Origin of the sequence: Streptomyces sp. NBC_00258, assembly GCF_036182465.1 — a bacterium.
GTDB lineage: Bacteria > Actinomycetota > Actinomycetes > Streptomycetales > Streptomycetaceae > Streptomyces.
On sequence record NZ_CP108081.1, the window covers coordinates 823,742 to 849,574 of the forward strand.

Annotated in this window: 20 protein-coding genes and 3 pseudogenes; 16 read left to right on the forward strand and 7 right to left on the reverse strand. The window is 67.5% G+C overall.

Annotated elements, in window-relative coordinates; genetic code table 11:
* Positions 1 to 22: 22 nt before the first annotated feature.
* Positions 23 to 289 (reverse strand): LysR family transcriptional regulator, encoded by a 267-nt coding sequence (locus OG718_RS03845; RefSeq protein WP_328843247.1) that lies wholly within the window; start codon positions 287 to 289, stop codon positions 23 to 25.
* 162 nt (positions 290 to 451) lie between these two features.
* Positions 452 to 574 (reverse strand): hypothetical protein, encoded by a 123-nt coding sequence (locus OG718_RS03850; RefSeq protein ID WP_328843248.1) that lies wholly within the window; start codon positions 572 to 574, stop codon positions 452 to 454.
* 156 nt (positions 575 to 730) lie between these two features.
* On the opposite strand from OG718_RS03850, the gene OG718_RS03855 reads away from it, so the two are divergent.
* Positions 731 to 1,111 carry a hypothetical protein gene (locus OG718_RS03855; RefSeq protein ID WP_328843249.1) on the forward strand — a complete coding sequence of 127 codons (381 nt, stop codon included), beginning with the start codon at positions 731 to 733 and terminating at the stop codon, positions 1,109 to 1,111.
* 451 nt (positions 1,112 to 1,562) lie between these two features.
* Here the strand turns inward: OG718_RS03855 and OG718_RS03860 are convergent, their stop codons facing one another.
* Positions 1,563 to 4,886, reverse strand: a complete 3,324-nt coding sequence (locus OG718_RS03860) for a S8 family peptidase (RefSeq protein WP_328843250.1) — start codon at positions 4,884 to 4,886, stop codon at positions 1,563 to 1,565.
* Positions 4,887 to 5,389: 503 nt separating this feature from the next.
* On the opposite strand from OG718_RS03860, the pseudogene OG718_RS03865 reads away from it, so the two are divergent.
* From OG718_RS03865 to OG718_RS03875, 3 genes and pseudogenes are all read left to right on the forward strand, one after another.
* Positions 5,390 to 5,548, forward strand: a pseudogene (locus OG718_RS03865) (response regulator transcription factor); the annotation flags it as partial.
* Positions 5,549 to 6,224: 676 nt separating this feature from the next.
* Positions 6,225 to 6,602 (forward strand): hypothetical protein, encoded by a 378-nt coding sequence (locus OG718_RS03870; protein ID WP_328843251.1) that lies wholly within the window; start codon positions 6,225 to 6,227, stop codon positions 6,600 to 6,602.
* Between the two features lie 5 nt (positions 6,603 to 6,607).
* The gene (locus OG718_RS03875) at positions 6,608 to 7,276 is read left to right on the forward strand and encodes a nucleotidyl transferase AbiEii/AbiGii toxin family protein (protein ID WP_328843252.1); all 669 of its coding nucleotides are present in this window, start codon (positions 6,608 to 6,610) and stop codon (positions 7,274 to 7,276) included.
* Between the two features lie 383 nt (positions 7,277 to 7,659).
* Here the strand turns inward: OG718_RS03875 and OG718_RS03880 are convergent, their stop codons facing one another.
* Positions 7,660 to 8,688, reverse strand: coding sequence for an AraC family transcriptional regulator (locus OG718_RS03880; RefSeq protein WP_143644613.1), 1,029 nt, complete (start codon positions 8,686 to 8,688; stop codon positions 7,660 to 7,662).
* 82 nt (positions 8,689 to 8,770) lie between these two features.
* On the opposite strand from OG718_RS03880, the gene OG718_RS03885 reads away from it, so the two are divergent.
* Both OG718_RS03885 and OG718_RS03890 read left to right on the forward strand, forming a co-directional pair.
* The gene (locus tag OG718_RS03885) at positions 8,771 to 9,607 is read left to right on the forward strand and encodes an NAD(P)H-binding protein (RefSeq protein WP_143644614.1); all 837 of its coding nucleotides are present in this window, start codon (positions 8,771 to 8,773) and stop codon (positions 9,605 to 9,607) included.
* 185 nt (positions 9,608 to 9,792) lie between these two features.
* A complete protein-coding gene (locus tag OG718_RS03890) occupies positions 9,793 to 10,221 on the forward strand; it encodes a pyridoxamine 5'-phosphate oxidase family protein (RefSeq protein WP_328843253.1) in 429 nt (142 codons plus the stop codon).
* A gap of 478 nt (positions 10,222 to 10,699) precedes the next feature.
* On the opposite strand, the gene ltrA is transcribed toward OG718_RS03890, so the two are convergent.
* Positions 10,700 to 12,460, reverse strand: coding sequence for a group II intron reverse transcriptase/maturase (ltrA, locus tag OG718_RS03895; RefSeq protein WP_328843254.1), 1,761 nt, complete (start codon positions 12,458 to 12,460; stop codon positions 10,700 to 10,702).
* Between the two features lie 963 nt (positions 12,461 to 13,423).
* Between ltrA and OG718_RS03900 the strand changes: the two genes are divergently transcribed.
* The 4 genes from OG718_RS03900 (at position 13,424) to OG718_RS03920 (ending at position 16,963) form a co-directional block, all read left to right on the forward strand.
* Positions 13,424 to 14,314: a MerR family transcriptional regulator gene (locus OG718_RS03900; RefSeq protein WP_328843255.1), complete on the forward strand. Its 891-nt coding sequence runs from the start codon at positions 13,424 to 13,426 to the stop codon at positions 14,312 to 14,314.
* A 155-nt stretch (positions 14,315 to 14,469) separates the two neighbouring features.
* The gene (locus OG718_RS03905) at positions 14,470 to 14,784 is read left to right on the forward strand and encodes a X2-like carbohydrate binding domain-containing protein (RefSeq protein ID WP_328847676.1); all 315 of its coding nucleotides are present in this window, start codon (positions 14,470 to 14,472) and stop codon (positions 14,782 to 14,784) included.
* A 398-nt stretch (positions 14,785 to 15,182) separates the two neighbouring features.
* Positions 15,183 to 16,085, forward strand: coding sequence for a MarR family winged helix-turn-helix transcriptional regulator (locus OG718_RS54325; protein ID WP_443054887.1), 903 nt, complete (start codon positions 15,183 to 15,185; stop codon positions 16,083 to 16,085).
* Positions 16,082 to 16,963: an SDR family NAD(P)-dependent oxidoreductase gene (locus OG718_RS03920; RefSeq protein WP_328843256.1), complete on the forward strand. Its 882-nt coding sequence runs from the start codon at positions 16,082 to 16,084 to the stop codon at positions 16,961 to 16,963. The genes OG718_RS54325 and OG718_RS03920 overlap by 4 nt, the downstream gene beginning before the upstream one ends.
* Before the next feature lie 227 nt (positions 16,964 to 17,190).
* Here OG718_RS03920 and OG718_RS03925 read toward each other — a convergent pair whose 3' ends face one another.
* On the reverse strand, positions 17,191 to 18,363 hold the full coding sequence (locus OG718_RS03925) for an RNA-guided endonuclease InsQ/TnpB family protein (RefSeq protein ID WP_328843257.1): 1,173 nt from the start codon (positions 18,361 to 18,363) through the stop codon (positions 17,191 to 17,193).
* A gap of 29 nt (positions 18,364 to 18,392) precedes the next feature.
* On the opposite strand from OG718_RS03925, the pseudogene tnpA reads away from it, so the two are divergent.
* The 4 genes and pseudogenes from tnpA to OG718_RS03945 form a co-directional block, all read left to right on the forward strand.
* A pseudogene (gene tnpA, locus OG718_RS03930) lies at positions 18,393 to 18,825 on the forward strand (IS200/IS605 family transposase).
* 745 nt (positions 18,826 to 19,570) lie between these two features.
* Positions 19,571 to 20,590 carry an RNA-binding protein gene (locus OG718_RS03935; protein WP_328843258.1) on the forward strand — a complete coding sequence of 340 codons (1,020 nt, stop codon included), beginning with the start codon at positions 19,571 to 19,573 and terminating at the stop codon, positions 20,588 to 20,590.
* A gap of 586 nt (positions 20,591 to 21,176) precedes the next feature.
* Positions 21,177 to 22,568, forward strand: a complete 1,392-nt coding sequence (locus OG718_RS03940) for a pentapeptide repeat-containing protein (RefSeq protein ID WP_328843259.1) — start codon at positions 21,177 to 21,179, stop codon at positions 22,566 to 22,568.
* Between the two features lie 284 nt (positions 22,569 to 22,852).
* Positions 22,853 to 23,155: pseudogene (locus OG718_RS03945) on the forward strand (DUF5063 domain-containing protein); the annotation flags it as partial.
* On the opposite strand, the gene OG718_RS03950 reads toward OG718_RS03945, so the two are convergent.
* Positions 23,130 to 23,525 (reverse strand): hypothetical protein, encoded by a 396-nt coding sequence (locus OG718_RS03950; RefSeq protein ID WP_328843260.1) that lies wholly within the window; start codon positions 23,523 to 23,525, stop codon positions 23,130 to 23,132. The pseudogene OG718_RS03945 and the gene OG718_RS03950 overlap by 26 nt on opposite strands.
* A gap of 593 nt (positions 23,526 to 24,118) precedes the next feature.
* Here OG718_RS03950 and OG718_RS03955 point away from each other — a divergent pair.
* Together OG718_RS03955 and OG718_RS03960 are read left to right on the forward strand one after the other, a co-directional pair.
* On the forward strand, positions 24,119 to 24,484 hold the full coding sequence (locus tag OG718_RS03955; RefSeq protein WP_328843261.1) for a hypothetical protein: 366 nt from the start codon (positions 24,119 to 24,121) through the stop codon (positions 24,482 to 24,484).
* 243 nt (positions 24,485 to 24,727) lie between these two features.
* Positions 24,728 to 25,423: a hypothetical protein gene (locus tag OG718_RS03960; RefSeq protein WP_328843262.1), complete on the forward strand. Its 696-nt coding sequence runs from the start codon at positions 24,728 to 24,730 to the stop codon at positions 25,421 to 25,423.
* The last annotated feature ends 410 nt before the right edge of the window (positions 25,424 to 25,833 follow it).

The following is a 25,833-nucleotide window of genomic DNA, read 5'->3' on the forward strand; positions in this document are numbered from 1 at the left end:
CCCCTCGGGACCGGGCTCGGGTCTACGTGCGTTGCCGGTCGAGCTGATCGAAGAGCCGTTCTGCTTCATCCAGGAGCGCCCGCCCGCGTGACGTCGCCACGACGGGGCGTGCGCGGTGGTTGAAAATCTCGAATCCGGCGGCGGTCTCCAGCATCTTCAGCCGGCCGTTGAGCGAGGTGCGGGCGATGCCCAGGGCGAGCGCGGCCGAGCGGCGCGTGCGGTGCCCGGGGATCTGGAGCGCGGTGCGCAGCCATTCGAGCCCGCCCTTGCGGGTGCTGATGTACTCCATCTCCCCTGACAGGGGGACGCCGAGGTCCGCGGAGGGACCCGGCTGCCAGGCTGTGGGTGCGCTGTGGCCGGGCGGGTGGCGGGGAACGACCCAGGTGTCGAGAAGCTGGGAGACGTTCGTGTCGGAGGCCCATCGTGGACGCGCGCAAGGTACGGAAGACCGTCAGGCCCACACCTTGTGTTCCTCGGTGAAGTACGGCCAGGGCTGGCAGCGGCTGTCAGTCTTCTCCAGCAGCCGGTCGATGCCCTCTGCCCAAGTCTGCAGGTCGGTGAGCTCCAGCAGCAAGCGTTCGATCTCGGCGCACGCCACTTGCAGCCGCCGACCGTGTCCGTTCGGTCAGCATCGGAGGCACGTGGACATTCTGTTCGTTCGCCGGCTCCCTCTTCCACCGAATTGCCCGGACCACCGGTATTGATCGTCAACCAGCTGGTGCCTGGCGGGATGCCGTGGCCAGCCCTGGCACTGGCCATGGAGCCGACCGTGCTCGCCCTGTGGACACTCACGGCCGCAGCGTTCGCGCTACGGCGGTTCCAGCAGGACAGCGGTGGAATCCTGGCAGCGTGCGTACTGACGGGACTGGCGTGCGCCACGGCGTGGCTGCCCGCCGACGTCGCGCTCTTCGCCGACGTATTCACACCGGAGTTCGGGCCGTCCCGGTGGCGCTGGACCGCCTTGGCAGCCATCGGCTGTGTCGGGTGGTCTCTCGCAGTGCGCGATCAGGCACTGCCACTCTCCCGACGGGCCGGAAACCTGTACTTACGCATGCTCGGACACACCCCCAGGAGGGGCTTGATTGTGTCGGTGAGGCGCAGCAACACGTGACGGTGAGTGTCTCTTCTCAGTGAAGTTGGTCGCTGAGGGATCCGCTGACCTGGGTGGACTGTATTGAGTGGGACAGCCGTCGCTGTCCCGTCTCAAACGATCTGGCTCTGGCCCAGACCTGTGAAAGAGCAGTGCTCAGAACCTGTGGATCGGCCCGGAGAGGACGTATCTTCCCGGGTCATTGATCGATAGGCCACTGAGCAAGGCCGACGTTGCCGCGTCCGCCGGGAAGGCACGTCCGTGCGAGATGACCCTGACGGATTATTGATCATTCCGACAGGCCGTCTTCAACCTTCTCGACTACTACCGGCGGGGCCTGCTCCTTTGCGAGGTTGCAGGGATAGTTTCAGTCGCGTCTTACAGCTGGATGGCCCGCCGGAAGCTCTGCTTCTGGCGGGCCGTCCGTGCGTGTCAGCGTTTAGCGAACCTGTCGGTGATCCACCGGATCATGTCACTTCCCGTAGTACGCGTTGTAGATCGAGATCGTCGACTTGTTGCCCTTCTTGTCGGCGATCTTGGCGTGGAATGAGATTCCCTTGCCCTTGGCCGGGTTCGTGACCGCGATTTTGCCGTTCTTGACGGTGACCTTCTTCCAGGTCTGCCCGTAGTCGTACGAGACGTACACCGTCAGGGACTTCAGGTTGCTGCCCGCTGCCGAGCCCTGGACGGTCACCGGGACGGAGACCTTCTTGTCCGCCGGAACCCTGCTGTCCAGGCCGACGGCCGCGTCGAAGCGGATCGCGGACGCGGGCAGCTTGGCCAGGTCGGCCTTCTTGGAGCGGAAGGTCCAGCTGGCGTCGACGCGGGTGGAGGCCGCGGCGACCTTGACGCTGCGCTTGACCGAGGTGGTCAGCTTGTACGCGGCGTCACCGGCCGGGACCTTGAAGATGCCCTGCCCTTCCAGTGGGTCGCTGTTCGAGCCGACCTTGGCGCCGTTGCGGTAGAGGGTCGTGGTGGCCGACGAGTAGAGCGACCCGCCGACGTGGGTCTTGCCGTCGGCGAACAGCGGCAGGTAGCCGTAAATGCCGTTGCCCTCGCGGTAGATGCCCAGGCTTGACCCGATGCGCGGGCCGAAGACCGCCGTGTTGAAGGTCTTCTCGTAGCTCTTGCCGGCCGTGAGGGTCTGCGGAGTGCCGAGTGTGTAGACGGCCTCGACGATCGGTGAGCCGTTCTCGTCGAGCCCGCCGTGCTGCTCGAAGTCGAGTTTCCACTTCGCCCCGCCCGCGGTGGACAGGTGCAGCGTGCGCGTGCCGGGCAGCGTCTGCTGGACTCCGGGTGCAAAGGTGCTTGTAGTGCCGGGCAGCTCGCCCCAGGCGTAGATCACGCCCTTCTTGCCGCTCGACGAGGCGCCCAGACCGGTCTTCACCGTGGCCAGTTCGCTCGCCTTGTAGTGCTTGGTGTAGCCGGTGGCGAGTTGCTTGAGCTTGCCGCCGGCGAGGGTGTCGTACTCTGCGGCGGGCTTGGTCCAGTGACCGCCCCACTGCTGGTACAGGGTGCCGTCGGTGATCTGCGGGCCGGCGTGCGCGGTACGGAAGTTGGCGTACGAGTCCAGCCACCAGCCGTACGAGTTGCTGCCGTCCGGCACACCGACGGTGTACAACGGCGTAGCGACCTCCGACTTCGCCGCCGCGTCGGGCACGGTGATGTCCACCGGCTTTGCGGTCCGCGCGTCCACCGTGATCGTGGCCTTCTTGGTGATGCTCAGCTTCGGCTGCGTCACCCAGTCGAAGCCCTTGGCGGGGTCGTCCGGGTCGACGTGGACGGCCGAGTTGAAGATGTAACCGCCCTTGGGCAAGCGGACCTTGACGGTGCCGGACTCGTCGTAGGGCGAGTACCACTTGCCCTGGGCGAGCCCGGTGACACCGTCCAGGCTGGTGCTGTAGTCCTTCGCCGGGTTGCCGTCACGGCCGATGAACTTGAGCGTGACGTCGTACGACTCGACTTCCCGCTGCACAGCCGCCGCCGTGCGGACGCTCTGGCCGCCGCTGGTGGCGGTCACGTACGCGGAGTAGGCGCCGTCGAGCGTGCCGCCCAGCTTGGTGTTGACCGTGAGGTCGGCGGAGGCCGTGCCGCCCGCCGGGACGGTCAGCGTCTTGGTGCCTAGTGTGAAGAAGCCGGCCGGTGCGGCCTGGCCCTTCGGGTCGGTGCCCGCCACCGCGAGGGTCAGCGTGACGTCGGTCGTCCCGAGGTTCTTGTAGGTGACCTTGTCGGTGACCGGGGTGTCGTCGGTGTGCGGCCACTGCTGGAGGCCGAAGCTCACGGACGACGGGTCGGCGAGCACGGTCTGCTTGATGGCCTTGTCGACCTGGACGCGTCCCGAACCCTGCTGGAACGGCGTGTACTTGCCGCCCTTGGTGGAGCCGGTCAGCGCGGCCTTGAGCTCGGCGTACGTCCAGTCCGGGTGCTGCTGCTTGAGGATCGCGGCGGCGCCCGCGACATGCGGGGTCGCCATCGACGTACCCGAGATGCTCACATAGCCGGCCGGGTTCTCGCCGACCTCCTGGGCTATGACGCTGCCCGGGGCCGAGGCGGCCGTGGTGTCCACGCCGGGTGCGGTCACGTCGGGCTTGATCTGCCCGTCGAGGCCGGGGCCCGTGCTGGAGAACGAGGCCAGCTTGTCCGTGTCGTCGACGGCGCCCACGGTGAGCGCGGCCGCCGCGCTGCCCGGGGAGCCGATCGTCTGCTCGCCGAGGTCGCCGTCGTTGCCCGCGGCGATGGCGAAGAGGACGCCCTTCTCCTTGGACAGCTTGTTGACCTGGGCCTCAAGCGGGTCGATGTCGGGGGTGTCCCCACCGCCGAGGCTGAGGTTCACGACGTCGGCGCCCTGCTCGACCGCCCAGTCCATACCGGCGAGGATGCCGGAGTCGTCGCCGGAGCCGTCGTCGCCGAGCACCTTGCCGTTGAGCAGCTTGGCACCCGGTGCGACGCCCTTGTACTTGCCTGCGGACTTGGCACCCGTACCGGCCGCGATGGACGCGACGTGCGTGCCGTGGCCGTACTTGTCGGTCGCGTCGGGGGACGCGGAGAAGTTCTTCTCCCCGACCACCTGCTCCTTGAGGTCCGGGTGGGTCGCGTCGACACCGGTGTCGAGGACGGCGATCCTGACGCCCTTGCCGTCGAACCCGGCGGCCCAGGCCTTGTCGGCACCGATCTGCTTGACGGACTTGTCGAGGCTGGCCTTGCGGACGCCGTCGAGCCACACGTGGGCGATGCCGGAGGCGGTCTTCGCGCCGCCGGACGGCGTGTCGGTGACCGCGGACCAGAGGTCGGGCGCGTCGCCCTTGGGTGTCAGCACCGCGTCCGCGTTCAGCGACTTGAGGGTCCGGCGGACCTTGGTGTCGCCGGCCTTCCGGACGTCCGCCTTCGCCGCGGCGGCCGTGCCGCGGTAGCCGACGATCAGCTTGAGGCCCTGCTTCTGGGCCTTGCGGTTGGCCGACTTGTTGAGCTCGGTGACGTCGAAGAGCCGCTGGTCGAGTCTGCCGTCGGCGATCAGCCGTGCCGCGTCGGCCGGCACGACGAGTGTGTGCCCGCCGGCCGTGCGGATCTGGACGGGTATTCTCTCGCGGCCCTTGGCGCGCTCCAGGCCGACGACGCGGCCCTTGGCGTCGACGACCACACGGTCGCCGGTGATCAGGGTGATGCGGTGCTTGGGCGTGGTCTGTACGGCCTGGTCACCGGGCGTACGCTCGGGCTCCGCCGACGCCGGGCTGGTCATGCCCGCCGCCAGTGCCACGGCTGCCGCCGCGGCGATCGTGGCCGCGCACGCTCTTTTCACTTGTCTGCGCAAGTCTCCCCCTGGAGGCTATCTGAGAACTTGTTGTCTTCCGGGTGTGATCACTGGGTTTCTGCTGGTCAGGCGTAAATCTGCCGCCGACCGCTTCGCCATCGACGCGGTGTTCCTCATGTCGGCTCGTAAGGGCAAGGGTTCGCTTTCGCTCGCCCGCTCGGGTCTCCCCTTCGCTTGTGGCGTGATGATGGCCCGTCGTGCCCTTGAGCTTGACCAACTCGGCTCAGCACCCCCGCGTCACCGCAGACGCACCCGAGGCTGAGGACCGCCATCGGTCACAGGCCGGAGCGGTGACTGACAACGGGCGCGTGCGGGAGGGGAAACCGTCCTGGCCGCGGCGGGGACACGTTCAGAAACGGACATCGGCGGCAGGGCCTTTCAGCAGTGGCGAAGAGACTCGGCCAGCATGCCGGGACCTCGTTGACCGGATGCTGATCCAACCTGACCGGATGATCAGGAAGGCGGGCCGGCGCTGTGCGAGGCTGCACCGCATGCGCATCCTGGTGGGCGAAGACGAGGTGGACCTTGCCCACACCCTGCGCACCGGTCTGACCGCCGAGGGCTACAGCGTCGACCTCGCCCATGACGGCCGGCAGGCCTCTATCTATCTCGCCCGTCTCGCCGAAGCCCACCTCAGCCTCGGTGACATCGACGCCGCCGTGGCCACCGCCCATGACGCCGTCGCCCGGATGTGAGGCGTCACCTCCGCACGCGGCACCAAGACACTCGAAGACCTCCGCAGGAAACTCGCACGCCGCTGCCGTCGCCGACTTCCTGGACTCCACCTCCACCGAGTGAACCCCTCAGCAGATATTGTGCTGCCCCGGCAGCCGGGGCTCCGTCAACGCTGAAGGAGGCCGAGCACCGCACCGAGTCAGCCTCGTCAACGTCCTGCACCCCCGCTTCCAGCCCTACCGGCACGCTCAAGGCATACCGGCGCTCCTTCAATTCGCCAGCACATGACAGCTCCCGCCGTCCTCGACTCGTACCCGCCTCACGCGCTTGAACAGGCCTCTCGCGGCGCGGCTTCCTGAGAACGTCGCCGTCCCGCGTGAACGTCTGCGCACGTTGCCGCCCGCGGTCGACGCATACGAGACCGGCGGGCCAACGTCCCCCGAGCGGTGTTGGCGCCGCACGGGCACCTCGCCAGCACCGACGACCTCCTCGACCGGCTCTGAGCACTCCAGGGCCACAACAGCCGCGGGCATCACCGCCTGCTCCGCAGCGCACGGCCTGCTCTCCGCCTGGCCTGGGCGATAAGGTTCGCTCCGGTGCAGGTACAGCATCGAACTCCGCCTGCGTCGCAGGGACCGCCATAGTGAGGGTATGGCAGCCAAACCACAGTCCTCGTTGTCCGGGTCGGACCTGGCGGAGGATCTTGCGCTTTACCGGGAGAAGTTCCGACGGCGTCTTCCAGCAGATCTGGACGATCTGCGGGGGCCGGTCCAGGGCGTTGTCGAACTGCCTCTACACGTGGCGTGGTCGGGCATGACGTCCTACGACCTCGACAAGCCGCGCCAGCGAATGGGGGTGTACCGCACGGTTCTCCACGAAGGCCTGCGCGAGGACCTGCCCCGGTACCTCAATCAGGATCTACTGCTGCAGCTGTGGCCGACTCTGCGCTCTCTGGTGGGCCGTACCGTGCGCACCGTCTGGGAGGACGCCTTTCCCGCGCTGGCTGCCCGGGGGCGGTCGGCCGCGTGAGGGACATGCTTCGGCTGCACGCACGGCTGCTGGCCGATGTGATCGCACCGGGCTCTCCCTATCCCCTGGTCCTCACCGGCGGCTATGCCGTTCGGGCGCACCGGCTGGTGTCCCAACCCAGTCAGGATCTGGATGTCGCGACGGAGAATCCGGCGCCGATGGCCGACATCGCCGCCGCGGTTCGCGACGGGCTGGCAGAGCGAGGCTGGCGGGTGCGGTCGTTGGTAACCGCGCCGCTGTCCGCCCGCTTCACCGTCTCCGACCCGACGTCTGGGCAGGAGTGTGAGGTCGACATCCGCAAAGAGATCTTCTGGGGACCCATCGCCCACACCGCATACGGGCCGGTTCTCGCGGAGGAAGACGTGATCGGCACGAAGGTCCGCGCCCTGGCCGACCGCGGCGCACCCCGGGACCTGATCGACGTGTTCGCGGCCTCACGGCGCTGGACCACCACCGACCTGGAGGAGTTCGGCCGCCGGCACGCCCGTGGCCGCTTCGAGCGAGAAGACCTCCAGGCCAACCTCGCGGGCGCCGAATGGACCGACGACGACGCTTTCACCGCCTACGGCCTCGATGGCTCTGCCATTGCCGCTCTACGGGCCTGGGCCGTGGAATGGGCCGATAGCCTCGCAACCCGGCTCCACGAGGAAACAGACAGCCTCGACACCGACTGACCGACCGACACGACCAGCCGAAGCCCCGTCCCTTCCCTTCCTCCTTCTGTCTCTTGAACAGACTTGCGGCCGATACAACTTGTCCAGTAGCAGGACGGCTCCACCGATGCGCCTAGCGGCCGTCCTGAACCAGTGATCGACAGCGCTCTGCACCACTTGTCGTATGCGCCAGAGCTGAGGGCAGGGAGTGACGCGCATGGGTCTGCGTCCGCATCAGGTCGAAGCCGTTGACGCGGTCCTGCGGCACCTCTCGACACCGCCCGGTGCCGCATGCCTCCCGATGGCCTGAGGGCACAGGTAATCGCCGCAACCGGCTCCGGAAAAACCCTGATCGGCGCGGAATCCGGATCAGATTCGGTGATACCAGGTCTACGGTCCTGGCATCAGGACCGCACACGAACGCCGGGAGGAGGAGCGGGGACGACGGGCAGTTCGGTGCCCGGGGGCCGCAGGGGCGGGACGGTCGGCCGCTCGGGAACGACCGTACCGGTGCGCCGGAACCGGCTCGGGCTGACGCCTCGGATCCGTTTGAACGCTGCGCTGAACGCGAACGCGTCGGAGTAGCCCACGGTGCGGCCGATCTCCGCGACGGTCGCCGCCTCACGTTCGGCCAGCAGGTCCGCCGCGAGCGTCATGCGCCAGCGGGTGAGGTAGGTCAGCGGCGGTTCGCCGACCAGGTCGGCGAACCGCTTCGCCAACGTGGAACGTGACACTCCGGTCCGGTCGGCCAGCGAGGACACCGTCCACGGGGCCGCTGGTTCGGCGTGCAGCAGGCGCAGCGCGTCGCCGACCACCGGGTCCCGCTGGGCGGCGTACCAGGCGGGCGGCTCGCCGCCGGGCCGGTCGAAGTACTCGCGCAGCGCGCACACCAGCATCCAGTCCAGCAGCCGATCGAGGACCACCTGCTGGCCCGGGGTGTCGGTGGCGACCTCGGCGGCGAGGTGGTCGAGTACGGCGTCGGTCCCGCCGCCGGATACGACGTGCAGCACGACGGGCAGCCCGTCCAGCAGCCTGCGGCTGATCTCGCCGCGTACCGGGTAGGCGCCGACGATCAGCGTCGTCGCGCCGTCGCCGGCGTCGCCGTCGCAGTCGTTCCAGCCGAGCCGGTGCCGGGTCCCGCCCTGCTCGGGCGTCGCGCAGTGCTCGCCGCACGCGATCGGTTCGGCCCGGGTGCCGACCTCGTCGACGAAGGTGAACGGTGCGGGGCCCCGCACGATGACCGTCTCGCCGGCGCGGAGCTGTTCGGGCGGGCGGTGCTCCGGCACGATCCAGCCCGCCCCGCCGAGGACGGTGCACAACGTCAGCGGCGCGCCGTCCACGAAGTGCAACGCCCAGGGCGGGGACAGGATCGAGTTGCCGAACAACGAGCCCTGGGCCCGCATCCCGCGGAAGAGGTCACCGAACGCGTCCATCCCACCGAGGTTAGACGATCACACATGCGATCCGGCTTTTCACCCATGTATTCGTCCGAGCAGACGCCGTTGAATCGCTGCCATGAGCAACGACACCACCCTCGTCCTCGGCGCCACCGGCAAGACCGGCCGACGGGTCGCCGCCCGGTTGCGGCTGCGCGGCACGCAGGTGCGCGCCGCCTCCCGATCCAGCCGGACCCGCTTCGACTGGTCCGACCCCGACGGCTGGGATTCGGCCCTGCAGGGCATCACCTCCGCCTACGTGGTACCCCCGCCCGTGCCCGGACCGGTACACGAGTTCGTGGCGCGGGCCGAGGCCGCCGGCGTGCAGCACCTTGTCCTGCTCTCCGGGCACGGCGCCGACGCCTGGGGCGACTCCACGTTCGGCCTGGACATGCGCTCGGCCGAAGACGCCGTGCGCGGCTCGGCACTGGAGTGGACCGTCCTGCGGCCGTCGAACTTCAACCAGAACTTCGACGAGGACCTCTTCCACGCCCCGCTGGTCGCCGGCGAGCTGGCGCTCCCGGCCGGTGCTGTCCCCGAGCCGTTCATCGACCTGGAGGACGTCGCCGACGCCGCGGCCGCGGTGCTGGCCGAGCCCGGCCGGCACGCCGGGCGGATCTACGAGCTGACCGGGCCGCGCGCGCTGACCTTCGAGGAGGCCGTCGAGCTGATCTCCCGGGCGTCCGGACTGCCCATGACCTACAAGCGGCTTTCCCCCGCCGAGTACACCGCGGCGCTGGTCGCGGAGGGGTGGGGCAAGGACGACGCGCACCACGTCGCCGAGATGTTCGTGATGATGGAGCGCGGGGTGATTGCCGAAACGACGGACGGTATCGCCACCGTGTTGGGGCGAGCGCCCCGAAACTTCGAGGACTACGTGGTGCGGGCCGCGGCAGCGGGAGCCTGGCGGCCATGACCTCTCGGGCGGCCGTCCAGCGGCTGCGCCGGACTCCGGCGGTGGGGGTGTTGCGCGCCGGGGTGGTCTCCCAACGGTTGCCGACGCGCATCCGGTCCGCGCTGTCAGCCCGCCGTGATCGCGGTGAGCGAACGGAGCGAAACCTCCATCCACCGTCACGCCAGCATCTTTTTGAAAGGACCGCAATGAGCACCGCCACCAGCCGACTGACCGCCGAGGACCTCGAGTTCCTCGGACGCCCCCTGCACGGGTTCCTGTCCGTGGCCGGGGGAACGCAGCCGCCACAGCCCCGGCCAGTGTGGTTCGAGGCCACCACAGAGGGGACGATCCAGTTCTTCACGGAGCCGGGCTCGCTGAAGGTGCGGCGCCTGCACCGCGACCCCCGCGCCTCGATCGTTGTCGCAGCCCCTGTAGGTGAGCGTGAGCGCTGGGTGTCCGTCGTCGGCCGCACCACGATGGCGGCCGACGGAGCACACGACCTGTGTTCCCGCCTCGCCGCTCGCTACTGGGACCTCAACGACCAGGCCCGGGCCCACGACCTCGCCATGATGCTCGCCGCAGACCCACTCCGCGTCGTCATCCACCCGGAGACCGTGCACCGCTACGGGCACTGACCTCCAGCCTCAGCTCGCGCCACCGGCATGAGGTACTGATGCGCCATGGTCGTCAGAAGCGTCGTCTGTTCCCGGGACAGCTCCGCTGCCAGATTGTTCAAGGCATCCGTCTTTCCGTCAGGGCGCGATCCGCACCGCTCAGGAACCAAGGCAACACGGACCGGCCACCCTGCACAACAGTTTTGGCCTCAGTGCATGGAGAGCTGTTCGTGGCCGGGGAGGTCGTAGTGGATTCTGTCCTGAGGGGCTTCGAGCACGGCTTTGACGGGCCGTAACCAGCGGCGCCCAGGCGGGGTTGAGCATGGTACGCATGCATGAACATCCCCGGGTACGCGAGCGAGCCCCGGACCATCGGCGGTCCGGGTGTGGTCGGGTAGCCGGAGACCATTGCTGATCCCCGGCCCCCTCAGAACCGGACGTGCGAGCTTTCCCCGCATCCGGCTCAAGCAAGCCCCATGGGCTTCGCAGGTCAGCAGGGTTATGTGGTCCTTTTGCTGTCGCCAGCGTGGTGCTGTCGATGGCATTCGGAGTGCACGAGGCGAAGGTTGTTCCGTTCGTCCGTGCCGCCGTCTCGTCGGTAGGTGAAGTGATGCTTGTGGAGCATCTTCTTCGAGGCCGCGAACCAATTGATCCACTCGCGTGGACTGTCCGGTTCGTACTCGGCTCCGACGATCAGCGCCTGCTTGCAGAGAGGACAGAGCCCCTGCTGCCGGACCGCCAGGAGAAGACTCGTCTTGTCCATCGGCGGTGGCGCTTTCCTGCGGCGGCGATCCCGCCAGTACTCGGTCAGCGCGGGGTCGTCCGGGGACGCTCCGCCCTTGACGAGCTGGTGGCGGACGATGCCGGTCCAGGCGAATTTGATGAGGAAGGCGCCGCTGTCGCGGTCGCCGAACACCCACCGGTCTCGCCGGGACGGGTGGAATCTGCCGAAGTACCGGGCCGCGACCCAGTGACTCGACTTGTTGCGGTGACGGCGCCTGGCCCATTTGAAGGTCAGCCGCCACATGTAGTGATCCAGCGACGAGAACGTCGTCGTGGATGCCACCGCCCGGTAGTAGGCCGCCCAACCGCGAACGATCGGGATCAGCCTGCGCAACACGGCCTCGGCATTGGACCCGTGCAGGGCCTTCACCTCGGTCCGCAATCGCGCCCGGAGCCTCGCGCAAGCCGCTGTGCTCGGCTTGATGATCAGCTTTCCGCCCGTGCGGCGGACGGTGAAACCGAGAAAGTCGAACCCCATTTCAAGGTGGACGACCTGGGTCTTCTCCTCGTTGAAGCGAAGACCCCTCGGCGCCAGCCAGTCCTCCAGCCGGGCCCTGACCTGGTGCACCTGGGCTTCGTCGTGACAGAGCACGACGAAGTCGTCGGCATACCTCACCAGCACCGGAGTGCCCGGCATGGCGCCGGGCTCGCGCCCGGCCCGAACCGTGTATTGGCACCCCGCGGCCTGTTCCAGTCCGTGCAGAGCAACGTTCAGCAACAGCGGGCTGATCACACCGCCTTGAGGAGTGCCCTCCTCGGTCGGTGCGAACCGGCCGCGGTCGATCACGCCCGCCTTCAGCCAGCCGCGGATCAGGTCCCTGGCCGGGAACTGGCCGAGCATGGTCATCAGGTGGGTGTGGTCGATGCGGTCGAACGCCGCCGACAGGTCCGCGTCCAGGACCCACAGACGTTTCGGGTTCTTGCCCTTCACCGTCCAGAAGATCGCGGATATCGCGTCCTGGCAGCTGCGGCCGGGCCGGAAGCCATAGGCCCTCGGCTCGAACCGCGCTTCCCACTCGGGCTCCAGCGCGCTCTTCACGCGGGCCTGGAGGACCCGGTCACGGATGACCGGGATGCCGAGCGGCCGCTGCTTCCCGTTGCTCTTCGGGATGAACACTCGCTTGACCGGCCTGGCCTTCCAGGGCTTCGACGACCGATGTATCTCGGCCGCCAGCGTGCCTCTCGCCTTCGGCGTGAGGGCTCGTTCCCCGTCGATGCCAGCGGTCTCGCGACCACTGCTCTGCTGCGTCACCCGCTTCACGCTGATCAGCGTGTTGCTGCGGCTTCGCAGCATGAGCTTCTGCAAGTTGCGGACCTTCTTGAGGTCCCCGTCCTGCGTTGCCTTGAAGATCCTCTGCCTCAGCCGCCGTACGTTCTCCTCGCAGACGGCCCAGTCGATGCCGTGCCAGTCGAGTAAGTCGCCCTCGGGTCCGTTCACCGCAGGCGCGGACGTCACGGCAGGTGCCGTGATCTCCATGTTCGCCTCCGGTGTCTAACTTGTCCCTTGGTTCCGGCTTCCTTGCAGTGGTGACTTCAAAGGCTCACCTGATCCACGTGGGCGCCCTTTCGGGCCGGGCCACCAGGACCCGTATCCGGCGAGTTATGCGAGGGACGGATGAAGGTCCCGTCTCCCGGTTTCCTCTGGCCTTTCGGCCTGCCGGCCTTCGCTTCTTGGATCTTCCTTCTCCCGCCGGGGAGTTCAGCCTTCCTTGCGGTCGGCCTACCAAGCCAAGGCTTGGACCCCGTCGGGGTTTCCACGTTCCGCACCAGTAAGACGCGGCTGGGGTGGGCGCCCCCTCTACCCCGGGACCAGTGGTGTCCTCCCTCCGGGCTCAGTTACCCGAAGGTCGCTTGGTGCCTCTCAGCACCGGGTCCTGTGACCGCCGCCAACACGCCACCGACGCGGTCTCAAGATCACAGGGCATCATCAAGGGTTCACTTGCGTTCGCCCGTCCAGCCTTCCCCTCACCTGTTGCACCCCGATGGCCGGGACGCCCTTGGGCTTGAACGCTCCGCTTCACACCCCGCCGTTACCAGCGGCGCATGGGAGCGCGGGGACGGACCCTGGACACTGGCCCGAAGTTCAGCCGATCGATACCTCCTTCACGTGGCTGTACTTACTTACCTGGAGCGACTTCGTGTCGCACACTGAGCGCTTCAGTTGGCGAGCGAGTGGTTGAGTTGGCGAGTTGAGCTACGCCACGCCCGTAGAGACGCGTGTGCTGTCGGCGGTCAGTGGGAATTCCCCAGCGGCGGCCACTTGGCGGGGAGCTACCTGGCCGCCGGTGGTCACTCTGCGTTCCCGGATGGTTCGTCGTTCTTGATCGGTCCCGGCGGCAGCCAGGGCCTGGCCCCGGGGGCACCTGGACGGGGTTGTTGCACATGCCGTAGCGGCATGTGGTGGGGTCGGGGCACCACAGCACGAAAGGCTCTGTCTGCGATGTACCCCTCCCCCACGCCTCCCCGGCAGGTCAAGATCGGTGATGCCGCTGCGTTCGCCGGGATCACCCCACGCGCCATCCGCCACTACCACGAGATCGGTCTGCTGCCGGAGCCCGAGCGCGGCGGGGACGGCCGCCGCCGCTACGGCTATGACGACATGATCCGCCTGCTGTGGATCCGCAAGATGGCTGATGCCGGTATCAGCCTGGACGACATGCGGGCCGCCTTCGGCGAAGCCCGGGACGAAGCCGGAGACGAAGCCCTGGACCAAGCCCCGGATATCGAGTCGGTCCTGAGCAGGCTGGAGGAAACCCTGGCGGCGCAGGAGGCCGCCATCAAACGTCGGCGCGCGGCTGTCCAGCGCCTGCAGGCGGTGGGCAGCCCGCTGGGGCTGCTCTCCGAACTGGTCACGGACCGGCTCAGCCACCTGCCCCCGGGCACGTTGCGCCCCTCCGATCTGGACGCCCTGCTGGTCACAGAACGGATCTTCGGGCCGCTGGGCGCCGCCATCCAGGCCAGCACATTCATCGTGCTGGCCACCCACTCCGACCTGCGGGCCGAGGAGGACCGTCTTGAGGCGGCCGAGGCCGCCCTCGACGACGGCGTCGAACCCGACGACCCGCGCGTCGAAGAGCTCGCCGTACAGCGATGCGCTCACCAAATGGCCCTGAATCAGGCCATCGAGGCAACTGGTCTCGACGCGGCCGAGGAGAAGATCTTCGAGATCTACGACGCCGGCCTGAAAGGGGAGGAGGGCACAGAGATGAGTGCCGCCACAGCGATCACCAAGATGCCTTACGACTTCTCTCCTGCCCGGATGCGCTGCGTGGAACTCGCCGGACGGCTCGTCGGCGAGGCCCTTGCCGACGCCCACTCCGCGGACAGCTGATCGCCTGTGCCCGGCACTGACGTGGCCCGACAACCGGTCGCGTCCATCCGCATGTGACCGATCGGGTCAGACGTCGAGCCCGGGCCGTAACCAAGAGTGACATCACAACTGGCCGTACGTGGCGATTCCGAACTGGCCGCTGACACCTGGTGTTTGTGTTCGTTCCCAAGTCGGGCGACATCACCAGCCAGACGCTCGCCCTCAACCCGAACACGACCGACTTCCAGGGACTTTGGCACGAGGGCCGCGAGCTGACCGGAGGCACCGACTACACGCTCTCCGGCGACCAGCTGACTTTGACGGCCAGCCACCCTCACACGGCTGACAGGCGACGGGAGCACGGAGTCAAAATCCGTTTCCTGCTGTCCCAGGAGCGTGGTCGACATACTGGTGAACGGCCAGGTCGACCTGTGTTTGACCTCGCCGGACCCGCAGTTGCCCGAGGTCGAATGGACTCCGCTGTGGAGTGAGCGGTTGGTGCTGGTCGGCGTGACGGGAGACCCCCAAGTTCCCCGCTCCCGCACGCGACTATCGCCGGGAGGCAATCCGGGCGACGGACGGCCCCAACGTCGACCGCCTCAACGACGCCGGGGTCGAGGCGATCGCGACGGCCATCCACGGCACCACCGCGGCGCTGCTGCACCTCGCCGACATCATCGCCCGCACGAACACCACCGTCTGAACGGTCGCCGCCGGACAGGGCTCGCCGTCTGCATGCCCGCCCGTCTCTCCGGCTGACCAACACCACACCCGTGCCCCGGCCGGCTCCGTCGGGCCGGGGCACAACCATGCCTGCGGGGCAGCCGTCGACACCGGCTCCGGCCGCCCCGCAGCACCACCCCGCCACTCTGCGAAGGATCAGCAGCCCATGACCGCATTCACCGACGCCCGCCCCGGCCAGATCTTCACCTTCACCGGCAGCGAGGACAGCTTCGAGCAGCTCTACTGCATCCCGGTCAGATGGTCCGCGAGGGCGGTGAGCTCTGCCGCGTCCCGTTCGAGTCTCTTCATCTCGAACACGGTGAAGATGACCCGGCAGTGCGGGGCATGGGCTTTGACCTCCCGGGCGGTCCTCAGCGCCTCCTCGAACTGCGGTCGGACCTTGATCCGGGTACTGATCTTCTCGCTGAAGATCTTGTCTCTGCTGATGCCGTGCTTGGCGAGCGCGTCCAGCTGCGAGCCGAGCTCCTGGCTGAGGGGGCGGCTTGAGCGTCACGGCGGGCCAGTCCGCCACACTGGAGAAGCCCACACGTACATGGATTTTCCAATGATTGGATTATCCATGTACTGTGTGGTCATGGATGATCGGCAGCTGACCGAAGAGCTTCACGACTACCTGGTCGCAATCCGCACCCAGGTGCATACCGAGCTCAGAGACCTGGCCCGGGAAGCGGGGCTGACTGACACTCAGACCGATGCGCTGTGGAGGCTGAGTCGCGGGCGGGAGATGACCGCGCGCCGTCTGGCCGACCTCTTGCAGTGCGACGCCTCAACCGCCACGTCGATGATTGACCGGCTGGAGAAGCGCGGCCTGGTCCGCCGAGTGCCCCACCCCACCGACCGCCGCGCGAAAGTCATCCAGCTCACCCCCGAGGGATGCGCGCTGCGCGATCGCGTCATCCAGCACACCACCGAGCACTCACCCTTCGCCCGCCTTGACCACGAGAGCAGGCTGCGCCTGCACACGCTTCTCCGCGAAGTGATCAACGGCCCCCGTCCGACAGGTGAGGCCGCCAGCGTCAAGGACACGGTGAAAGAGGAGCAGCAATGAGCAGCGGGATCGCGGTCATCACGGGCGGAGCCTCGGGCCTGGGCCTGGCGGCGGCACGCCACCTGGTCAAGGCCGGTCAGAATGTCGTCCTCGTCGGCCGGGACGCGACGCGCACCCGGGCCGCCGCCGACCGCCTGCGCGGCCTGACCCCGGCGGGCAGTGACGCGGCACCGCCGAGGACGTACACCGCTGACCTGGAACAGTGGTCGCAGGTAAAGGCACTGGCCGCGAAACTGGCCGCCGACAGACACCCGGTGGACGTCCTCATCAACAACGCAGGAGCGGCGTTCCCCCGGTACGAGCAGACGCCGGACGGCGTGGAACGCACCTACGCGCTCAATCACCACGCCCCGTTCCTACTCACCCACGCCCTTCTGACCGAGGGAGTACTCACGCTCGAAGCGCGGATCATCAACATGTCCTCGTTCGTCGAAAAGCGTGGCAAGCTCGATGCCACCGATCCGGATGTCGCGGGAACATCGTGGAGCAAACGCTTCTACAACCAGATCAACGTCTACGCGACGAGCAAACTCGTCAGCCTCCTGGCCGCGCGAGAACTCGCACACCGCCTACCTGACGGCATGAGCCTGTACAACGCCAATCCCGGCATGGTCAAGGGCACCGGGATGAACGGCAACGCCGGCGGTCTGATGCGGCTGACCGCCCCGCTGTTCCGCCCGTTCGCCATCACCCCGGACGAAGGTGTGCAGACCCCAGTCTGGCTCGCCAGCGCCTCGCCCGCACCGCACCCCAGCGGCGGCTTCTTCAGCGAGTCCCAGCCGGACACCCCTTCGCGCCTGGCCCTGAACGACACTCTCGCCCGGACCGTCTACACCAAAACCGCAGCCCTCCTCGGGGTGGAGCCCCTCACGAGGTAGGGCCGGCCCGGAGCCCGGGTCTCATGCCGGGGCTGGGGCTGCCTCGTCCTGCGGGGTGCACCCTGCACGCCGCGCGCCGCCGCCTGGTCCTCAACCTCCTCGGCCACCCGATCCGCCTGGGTGAACTCAGGCCCCAAGCTGACAGTGCGTCAACTACTCGGTCGTGAACGACCGGGCTTGCTGCTCGAGTCATCACTGGCTGTGATGGGTACGGCTGCGTCCAGAACTCACGCGATGAGGGTGAGTTCAGGGGCCGTTGACTGGGCCCCGCAGACCCACGCCATCCACCCTCTGCGGGCGATGTTGTGGGACGCGTTATGGTCCGCGTGCTCAACGAAGCCGCAGGACCTGCACGCGAAGCTGGCCTGGTCGGGCCGGTTTCCGCGTTCGATGTGGTGGCACTGGGAGCATTCCTGGCTGGTGTAGGCCGGGTCGATGTAGATGACCGGCACTCCGGCCCGGCGGGCCTTGTAGGCGATGAAGCCGCCGAGCTGAGCGAAGGGCCAGGAATGGAGCGTGGTGCGTTGCGGCTTTCTCAGCCGTGCCCGCTCGCGGATGCCCGTCAGTGTCTCCAGGGCGATCCCGCGGCCGGTGCGTTCAGCCTCCGCCACGATCCGTTTCGAGATTTTGTGGTTGATGTCCTTGTTGCGACGGGCCTCGCGCCCCGCGTACTTCTTCGCCCGCCGCTTCGCGGACTTTGTGCCCTTCTTCTGCAGCTTGGAGCGCAGTTCGCGGTCGCCCTCCCGCTTGCGGTTGATCCGCCTGCCAAAGTGACGCTCGCCGTCGGAGGTCGCGGCGATGTTCACGATCCCCAGATCCACCCCGAGGAACCCGATGGGATGGGCGTTCAGATCCTTTTCGGGGATCTCGCAGGTCGCGATCAGGAACCACTTGCCGTCCCGGCGGAGCAGGTCGGACTCGCCACGCCGGTGCGCGGCCAGCACCGCGAGCTGTTCGGCCTGCCCGGTGAACGCCACGCCCTTCATCCGGCCGGCCGTGGTCCAGATCGACACCGTGCGCTGCTCGTGCTGCCAGGACAGCATCCGGTCGTCGTAGGGCTGGGCCGCCTGTGGACGGAAGGTCACCGGTTTACCCGAGGCCCGGGTGTGACGCTTGGTACCGGGCCGTCCGTAGCGGCCCGCACGGAGGTTGGTCTTCAGGGTGGTATACGCGTCGCAGGTCTTCTTGATCGCGTGCTGGGCGGCCTGCGCCCCCAGTCCCCAGCGTCCCCGGATCTCGGCGTAGGTGTGCTTACGCAGAGGCAGCGGGCGAAGCGCGTCCTTCTCGAACGCCACCGACGCGGCCCAGGTCGCCGCCTCGTTGCAGGCCTGCAGGGTTACCTCAAGTGCCGCCGCCTGCAGGGGCGTCGGCAGCAGCTTCACCTGCACCACCAGCTTCACCCGGTGAGCGTAACGCCTAGCATTGCCCTATATCACCGCGATGGGAACCAAACCCCGATCTGAGGAGGGGTAGAACGGTTGTCTACACCCTCCATGTCCACTTGGTCTTCACTCCGAAGTACCGGCGCGGCCCGTTCACCGACGAGATCCTCACCCGGTGCCAGGAGGTCATGAGGGATGTCTGTACGGACTTCGGCGCGGCACTGACCGAGTTCAACGGCGGGACCGACCACGTCCATCTCCTGGTCCACTATCCGCCGAAGGTCGCACTGTCCCGGCTGGTCGGCTCCCTCACTCAAGGGTGTCTCTGCGCGACGCCTGCGCCAGGAGTTCCCCGAGCACATCCGACGCTACCTCTGGGGCGACCACTTCTGGTCCCCGTCCTACTTCGCCGCCTCCGCCGGCGGCGCCCCTCTCAAGGTCATCAAGGAGTACATCGAGAACCAGAAACGCCCGCGATGACCTTTCACCGGCTCCGCCGGAACGCATCACGGCCGCTCCGCGACCGCCATGACCTGCGGCACGACACCGCGACGCTCCGCGTCGCAACCCCGGGATGCGATTCCTCCCGGGGCTGAAGCCCCGGGGTTCCTCACAAAATCAGGCTGAAGGAAGTTGACGCAGGAAATCCCTGCATCACAGCGCGCCGCCGTACAGTCACGCAATACCCTTCAAGGGACGAAGGGGGCTGATACATGGCAGACGGTGCTAACTGGCCTAAACCCGGTGACATTGAACCAACAAGTTGTTCTGGACTCTGCGGCATCCTCGTAGCGCTCTGGGCAATAGGGATGCTGCTTGTCCTCATATTCGGCAGCAGGTAGCAGGCGGCGCGATTCCAGCGCCAACCACTGCTCCACTGATCCTCGACGCCGGTCATCGAGCAGGCAGAGCCTGGCCGGAGCGCGGGTCGTTCTCACCACCTCGGGCTGTCCAAGGCGGTGAGAACGAGGCGGCACCTTGTCAGTCGGGTGCTGCGCGCGTGATCTGGTTGTCCTGCTGCCGTTCGTTGTCCTCCCGCCGTTGCCGCCGTTTCCTAGTCCACCGCCAGCCGGCCGTAAGCAGCCCGACCACGGCGGCCGCCGCCAGGTTGCCCCCGACGTCGTGCGTCACGAAGTCGCTCAGCAGCTCCCACTGGTAAGTGCCCGTTTCTCAACCCCAGCGAAAACCTTGGGTGTGAGAGGAGGCGGTAAGGAACTATGTGGCCATGCTGGCCTACGTCTACCGCGTCACGAAGTACGACCCCGCCGACCGTGACGAACGCGGGTACTACACCGGTCCAGAGGACACCGATAGTGATCACGGCGAGGTCGAAGCGTCGTATCTTCAGGCGGTCTCAGCGTTCGCCATCAGATCCGGCGTTGACTGCCTGACCATCCGTGAACCGGGGGTCCCGTCCATCGCGTACTGCGGGGCCGAGTCTCGGTGGGCCGGGTATGGGCTGGAGGGACTCTTCCCGCCCGCGCTCAGTATCGCCACCGGCCAGAGTGTTCCGCCTGGCTTCCACGACGGAGCCATAGTGCCGCTCCGTATTGCGCTTGAACTGGTCAGGGCCATGTTGCGCGGCAGCGGGGCGTGGTGCCGACTGGAGGTCGAAGACGTCTTCGCGGTCCATGTGGGCTGGGACCAGTACCTCTACGTCGGCAGCAGCAGCCCCTGCGAGGGGGCACTCGCCGAGGTTCGTGCGTTCGGCCTGTTCGCTGAGCCCATGCCGGCCTCCCCGTACGACTTCGACCCGGAGGCTGATGGGGCGGGCTTTCTGCGGCCGGGAGACGACAAGTTCTGGGAGATGCTGGGCTCGGCGGTTGCTTCCGGTCGTGCCGGGGTCCTGGAGGAGATGATCGTCGGAGGTGCGACGCACTGGCACCACCTCACCCCCGACACCATTGATGCGGTTCGCGCCCGTATGGGGCCCCGTGCCCGTTTGGCTGTGCGGCCGCCCTTGTCCTCCGACATAGGCGCAGTCCTCGCTTCCTTGCCCGCAGACGGTCTCGTTGAGGGTGTCTGGCAGGACCGCGACGGCCGTATCCACAGCGCTGTCTGCTACGAGGATGACGTCCCAGAACTGGCGTCCCGGATCTCCTCGGCCGCCGCCGTACTCGTGTCCGTGTATGAGGGCGAAGACCTGCCGCTGTTCACCGCTGTCATGCCCGACAACGACGGTGTGGTTCGGGCGCGTTGGCGGCCCGGCCCCGCAGTGGGCGACCAGGACCAGCAGACGTCCTGACAACGCGGATGCGGCGGTCACCTCAGTAGGTGACGCTGTCGGGGATCTTGGCGCGGCCCAGGGATCCGGGTGGTACACGTCTACGCGCCGCTCACAGAAAACAAGATCCCCGACAGCGTCACCTACTCAGCATTTCCAGCTCATCATCACCGCGCGCCTGGCTGCTGATCCACCGCAGACTTGGCCGGCCAGCCAGCCCATACAGGTCATCCAACTCCGCCGTGAGATCCGCCAACGCCCCCTCGCTACCTCTGCCGTGGTCTTCTCCCACGCCCCGGTCCCCCTCCCCCACCGCGCGTCAACAGGCGTCAGATTCTGGCAGGACACCAGGTCAGCAACCATCCGACAAAACACGTACCCGGCCGCGCAGGCCCTGCTCCACATCTCCTCGACATCACCGCCAACCCAGTCCTTCGGCTCCCCTCTGACGGCGCTTGCAGTACCGCGCCGGCTGCCACGGGGGATTCAGCCGACCGCCGTCCACGCCCCGGCCTCTCCCCCGCTGCTGTTCCTCACCATCAGTTCCAGGCCGCTCTGGAAACGTCCGGTTGCAACCGGACGCGTACCTTGGCCAGTCCTGTCGGTCATGAGCCCACGTCTGTCCCTGCGTCAGGCTGAACGGCGCGGCCTGCGCCTGTGGCCCGTCGGTATCGTCCTGATCCTGGCTTTCACCACTGCGGTCCTGGTAGCAGCGTCGGTGTTCTATGCCGGCTGGGACCTGCTCGGCGCACGCGAGTTGAAGCCCGAACGACGCATCGACTCGACAACGCTGTTCGACCTGGTCAAACTCGCCTTCGGCGTCGTGGCCGGCGCGGGCGCGCTGGTCGCCCTGGTGGTGGCCTACCGCCGTCAGCGCGTCGACGAGGATGGCGCTCTGCGCGATGCCACCCGCCTGCACACCGAACGCTTCACCACCGCCGTGTCCCAGCTCGGTGAGGAATCCGCAGCCGTCCGCCTCGGCGGCGTCCACGCCCTGGCCGGCCTCGCCGACGACGCCCCCACCCGCGAACTGCGCCAGACCTGCATCGACGTCCTGTGCGCGTACCTCCGGCTGCCCTACACCCCCGAATCAGATCTGCCGGACGATGCCACAGAAGCACGGCACACGTACCTGGCCCTGCGGGAGGTCCGGCACACCACCATCCGGCTCATCCGCGACCACCTCCGACTGCCCCACGATCATCAACACTCCTGGCAGGGCCACAAATTCGACTTCACAAACGTCGCCTTCGACGGAGGAGACCTCGGCGGAGCAGTGTTCTCCGGCGGCGCGGTCCACTTCCACGGAGCGGTGTTCTACGGCCGCGCTGTCAACTTCAGCGGGGCAGTGTTCTCCGGCGCCACAGTCAACTTCGGCGGGGCAGCCCACCTCGGTGGGGCGGACTTCTCCGGAGGCACGGTCAACTTCAGCGGAGCAGTGTTCTCCGGCGGCACGGTCAACTTCAACCAGGCGACGTTCTCCGGAGGCACGGTCAACTTCGGCGAGGCGGTGTTCTGCGGCGGCACGGTCAACTTCGACCGAGCGGTGTTCTCCGGCGGTCCCGTCCACTTCCGAAACGCACAATTCTCCGGCGGCACCATCGACTTCCGGAGCGCAAAATTCTCCGGCGGCGCCGTCTCCTTCGGCGGTGCAGTGTTCTCCGACGGCACCGTCCACTTCGAGGGGGCAGTCTTCTCCAGCGGCGCGGTCGACTTCCTGGGCTCGGTGTTTTCCGGCAGCACCGTCTCCTTCGCCGGTGCAGCGTTCTCCGGCGGCATCGTCCACTTCCTCCACGCGGAGTTCTCCGGCGGCACCATCCTCTTCGCCAGTGCAGAGCTTTCCGGCGGCATGATCTCCTTCAAACGCGCGGAGTTCTCCGGCGGCGCAGTCGACTTCTCTGGCGCGACGGGTTCAGCACCAACCGGTCTGATTCCAGTGAGTGGGTCGCCGCTGCCCACTGGTGTGATCCTTCCTCCTGCCTGGCAAGCGATCGGCTGACCTGTCGACTTCGTCCAGCGTCCAGTCACTACCCACCGCTACGCGCAACAGCTGTCGCCCGGGACGGGCCCCGGGCGGCAGCTGCGGCGAAGAGCGTGGTCGTGAAGGGCGGTCGCCTACGCGGCGAAACGCTCCATGAGGCTTCAGCCGAACGATCGTCCTCATGGGCATTAGGTGAGGCCCGGGGACACTGTCCCTTCACAACCACGCTTCCTGTAACCAGCGCGCTTCTGCGGATGTTCCCGGCGCGAGCGTCCGCTGGACCTGAAGAGAAGACTCAACGGTCCGACGACCTCGCCGACTTGCGCCACGGCATGGCCCACCACCGTGCCGGCCGCACCACCGAGGCCCTGTGGTGGTGGCAGTTCTCCTACTTCTCCAACTGGGTTCCACGGCCTCGGCGACGCTCAGGGCCTTGCAGTCGGTGGTCGCCCATGTCCGCCTGAGCCTGCCCCTGGAGGAACTGGACGGCCTCGACACCGACCAGGCCATGGGGGGACGAGACGCTGGAGTTCGAGGCGGGCCGGGTGATGGCGGAGGAGATCGCGGGACCGCTGGGAATTACCGGTACAGGACGATCGAGTTGATCGGAGTCAGGTTCAGGTACTCCCCGTAGCCGGGACCCAGCACTTTGCTGCAGTCGCCGGTGCCGTTGTAACCGGTGCACAGCTTCACGTACGCGTCCTCGAACGGGCCGTTCTGGTTGTTCAGGACCCAGTGCTGGTTGACCTGGTTCGACAGGTTGTAGGTGCCGTAGCGGAAGTACTTGTTGGTGACGTCGCCGGCGCCGATGTTGCTGTAGCGGCCCTCGGCGTAGATGCAGACGTTGCCGTCCGGGCAGCCGGCCCAGTCCGCCTCAGCGGCGGCGGAGGCGCCGGTCGCGCCCGTGAGCACGGTGGTGCCGGTCGCGGCGGCGACAGCGGCCACGGCCAGCAGGTTGCGGAGCCTGTTCCTCATAGTGGTTCCCTTCCTGGCTCTGTTTGACATGTTTCATGCCTACCAGGGGGCGTTGCCGGGCGGGTACCTGACAAATGTCAGGGTGGAAATGCCACCCTCATCTGCTACCGCAGACTCACCAAATGAGATGACCTCTTCAGAACCCATCTTTGATCCTCTGCTGATCTCGTTTTCCGGCGTGCGCGGTGGCTGTTCCTTGTGGGGCAAACGACCGTCACGCTCAGCGACCGGGCCGGGCTACTGTGCCCGTCGTACGGGGCTGACACCGGCCATGGCGGTCGCGCATGACCTCACCCGCAGGGCGAACCTCGCCTGATGCGGCGGCGCCCGAAGTTGTGCACCACTGACGAAGCTCCTGGCATAAATGACAAGGCCCGAAACCAACGACGCCATCCATGAACGAGGCCAGCGGAGGGAGAGCTGCGTGACGTGGTTCGTGGCGCCCTACAGGCTGCGTTCGGGGGACTGGTTCTGCTGACTTATCAGGGCTGAACCAGCCCTCGATGAATCTTGCTCGTCAGCCGTCACGGGACTGGTCGGAGTCGCACACGGGGACACCTCAACTTTTCTTCACAGATTGGAAGAATTCGCACATGAAGCCTTGGATGCGAAAGTTCGTCGGCGTGATCGGTGTGACCGCCGGCGCTGTCACGATTCCGGTAGCGGTCGCGCCGTCGGCGCACGCCGACAGTGCGTACGGCTGCAACTACCCCGAGGTTTGCTTCTACACCGATACGCACGTGCAGTCCGCGATCGTCGCTCGCTTCAAGGTGGTGACATCTTCCTGGCAGTACTTGCAGTACCCGAACACAAACTACGCCGTCGTGAACACTCGCAACGACGATGTCGCGTACGTCCTGAATAGCAGCGGAACGGTGAACTGCGTGAAGCCGAACGGAAGCTACAGCTCTGCGGAGAGAGTTGTAGCCGTTCGCATCAGCTCACGATCCACCTGCTGAAAACGGTCACTCATGGGCATTGCCGTACGAGAGTGGCCCGGTTCCCCCGGATATGGGCCGGGGGAACCGGGCCACTTCTCGTGACGAAATAAAAAGGCCGTAGCCAAGTCCCCGCTGGAATGCGGGGACCTACATGGGCAGGAGGGGAACGCATCCTGGAAATACGGCACCTTGGCACACGCCACTGACACCGGTCCCGGGCCACGTGGGCACGGCGTTCCGGCCGCCTCGTATGCTGCGCGGATGAGCGATCAGAGGATGAACGCGCCCGTGGCGGGCGGCGTCGGGGACGCGGCCGGGGCCGGAGTGCCCGCTCCAGGTGGGCAGCGCACGGGAAGGAGCGCCGGGGCGTCCGTACTCGCCACGCTCTGGGTGCTGCTGGTCGCCTGGGGGATCGCCGCCGGCAACACCGGACTCGCCTACGTCACGCTGGGCATGGACTTCATCCCGATCGCGGCGGGCGTGCTCGGCTGCCTGGTCTTGGTGATCGTGCTGCGGCTGCTCCACAGGGCGTGGTGGCTCGCCGTCCTCTCCGTGGTCCCCGCGCTCTTCATTCTCGTCGGGTCCGTCCAGTACGCCCCCGAGGCGGCGCTCGACCGACGTGGCGTCCGCGAGACCGTCACGATCACCGCGGACAGCGCGGCGGGAACGGCGAGCAAGAACCACCGGTTCACACTGGTCGGGCCGGGCGGTGAACTCGACGAGACCCTCGAGTACCGGGGGAGCAACCCCGGTTACCGCGTGGGCGACCGCATCGAGATCCTCCGCGACCCGGAAGGCGCCGTCCCGCTGGAGGACGCCGTGGACGTCGACCCCGAAGGCAGGCTCGGCGGCCTCGTCACGGGAGTCGCCGCATGGACGGGCATGACGCTGCTCGCGGGCTGGCGCGGCCATGTACGCCGACGGGAGAACCGCCGGGCGTGGAGCGGCACGATCTAGGAAGGCACGGGCGACGGGGCCCCGTACCCGTACGGGACAGGGACTTGGGGACGGCGCCGTCGCAGCCCACCTCGCCGGCCTCCACCTGCGCGCCTCGATGATCTGGCTCAGAGAACTCACCCGGACCACCTGGTGATCGCAACCACATACGTTCCCTAAGGGGTCCTAAGGGTTGTCCCGTATGGGGTGTGAGTTATCCGGTGGGGGCCAAGTTGCGCAATCGCGATGACCCGTTGCCGGGTCCGCTGGAGCCTGCGCCACCGCCGCGACCTGCAGGGCACCGGCAGTTCGTCCAGCGCCTCCCCGGCGGCAGACACCGCCCCGGACTCTGGTTGTTCGGTCGGCCCGCCTACGCGCCCGTCGGGTCGGATCAGCGCCGCCGTGGCCGGCGAACCACGCGGTCCGCCGGC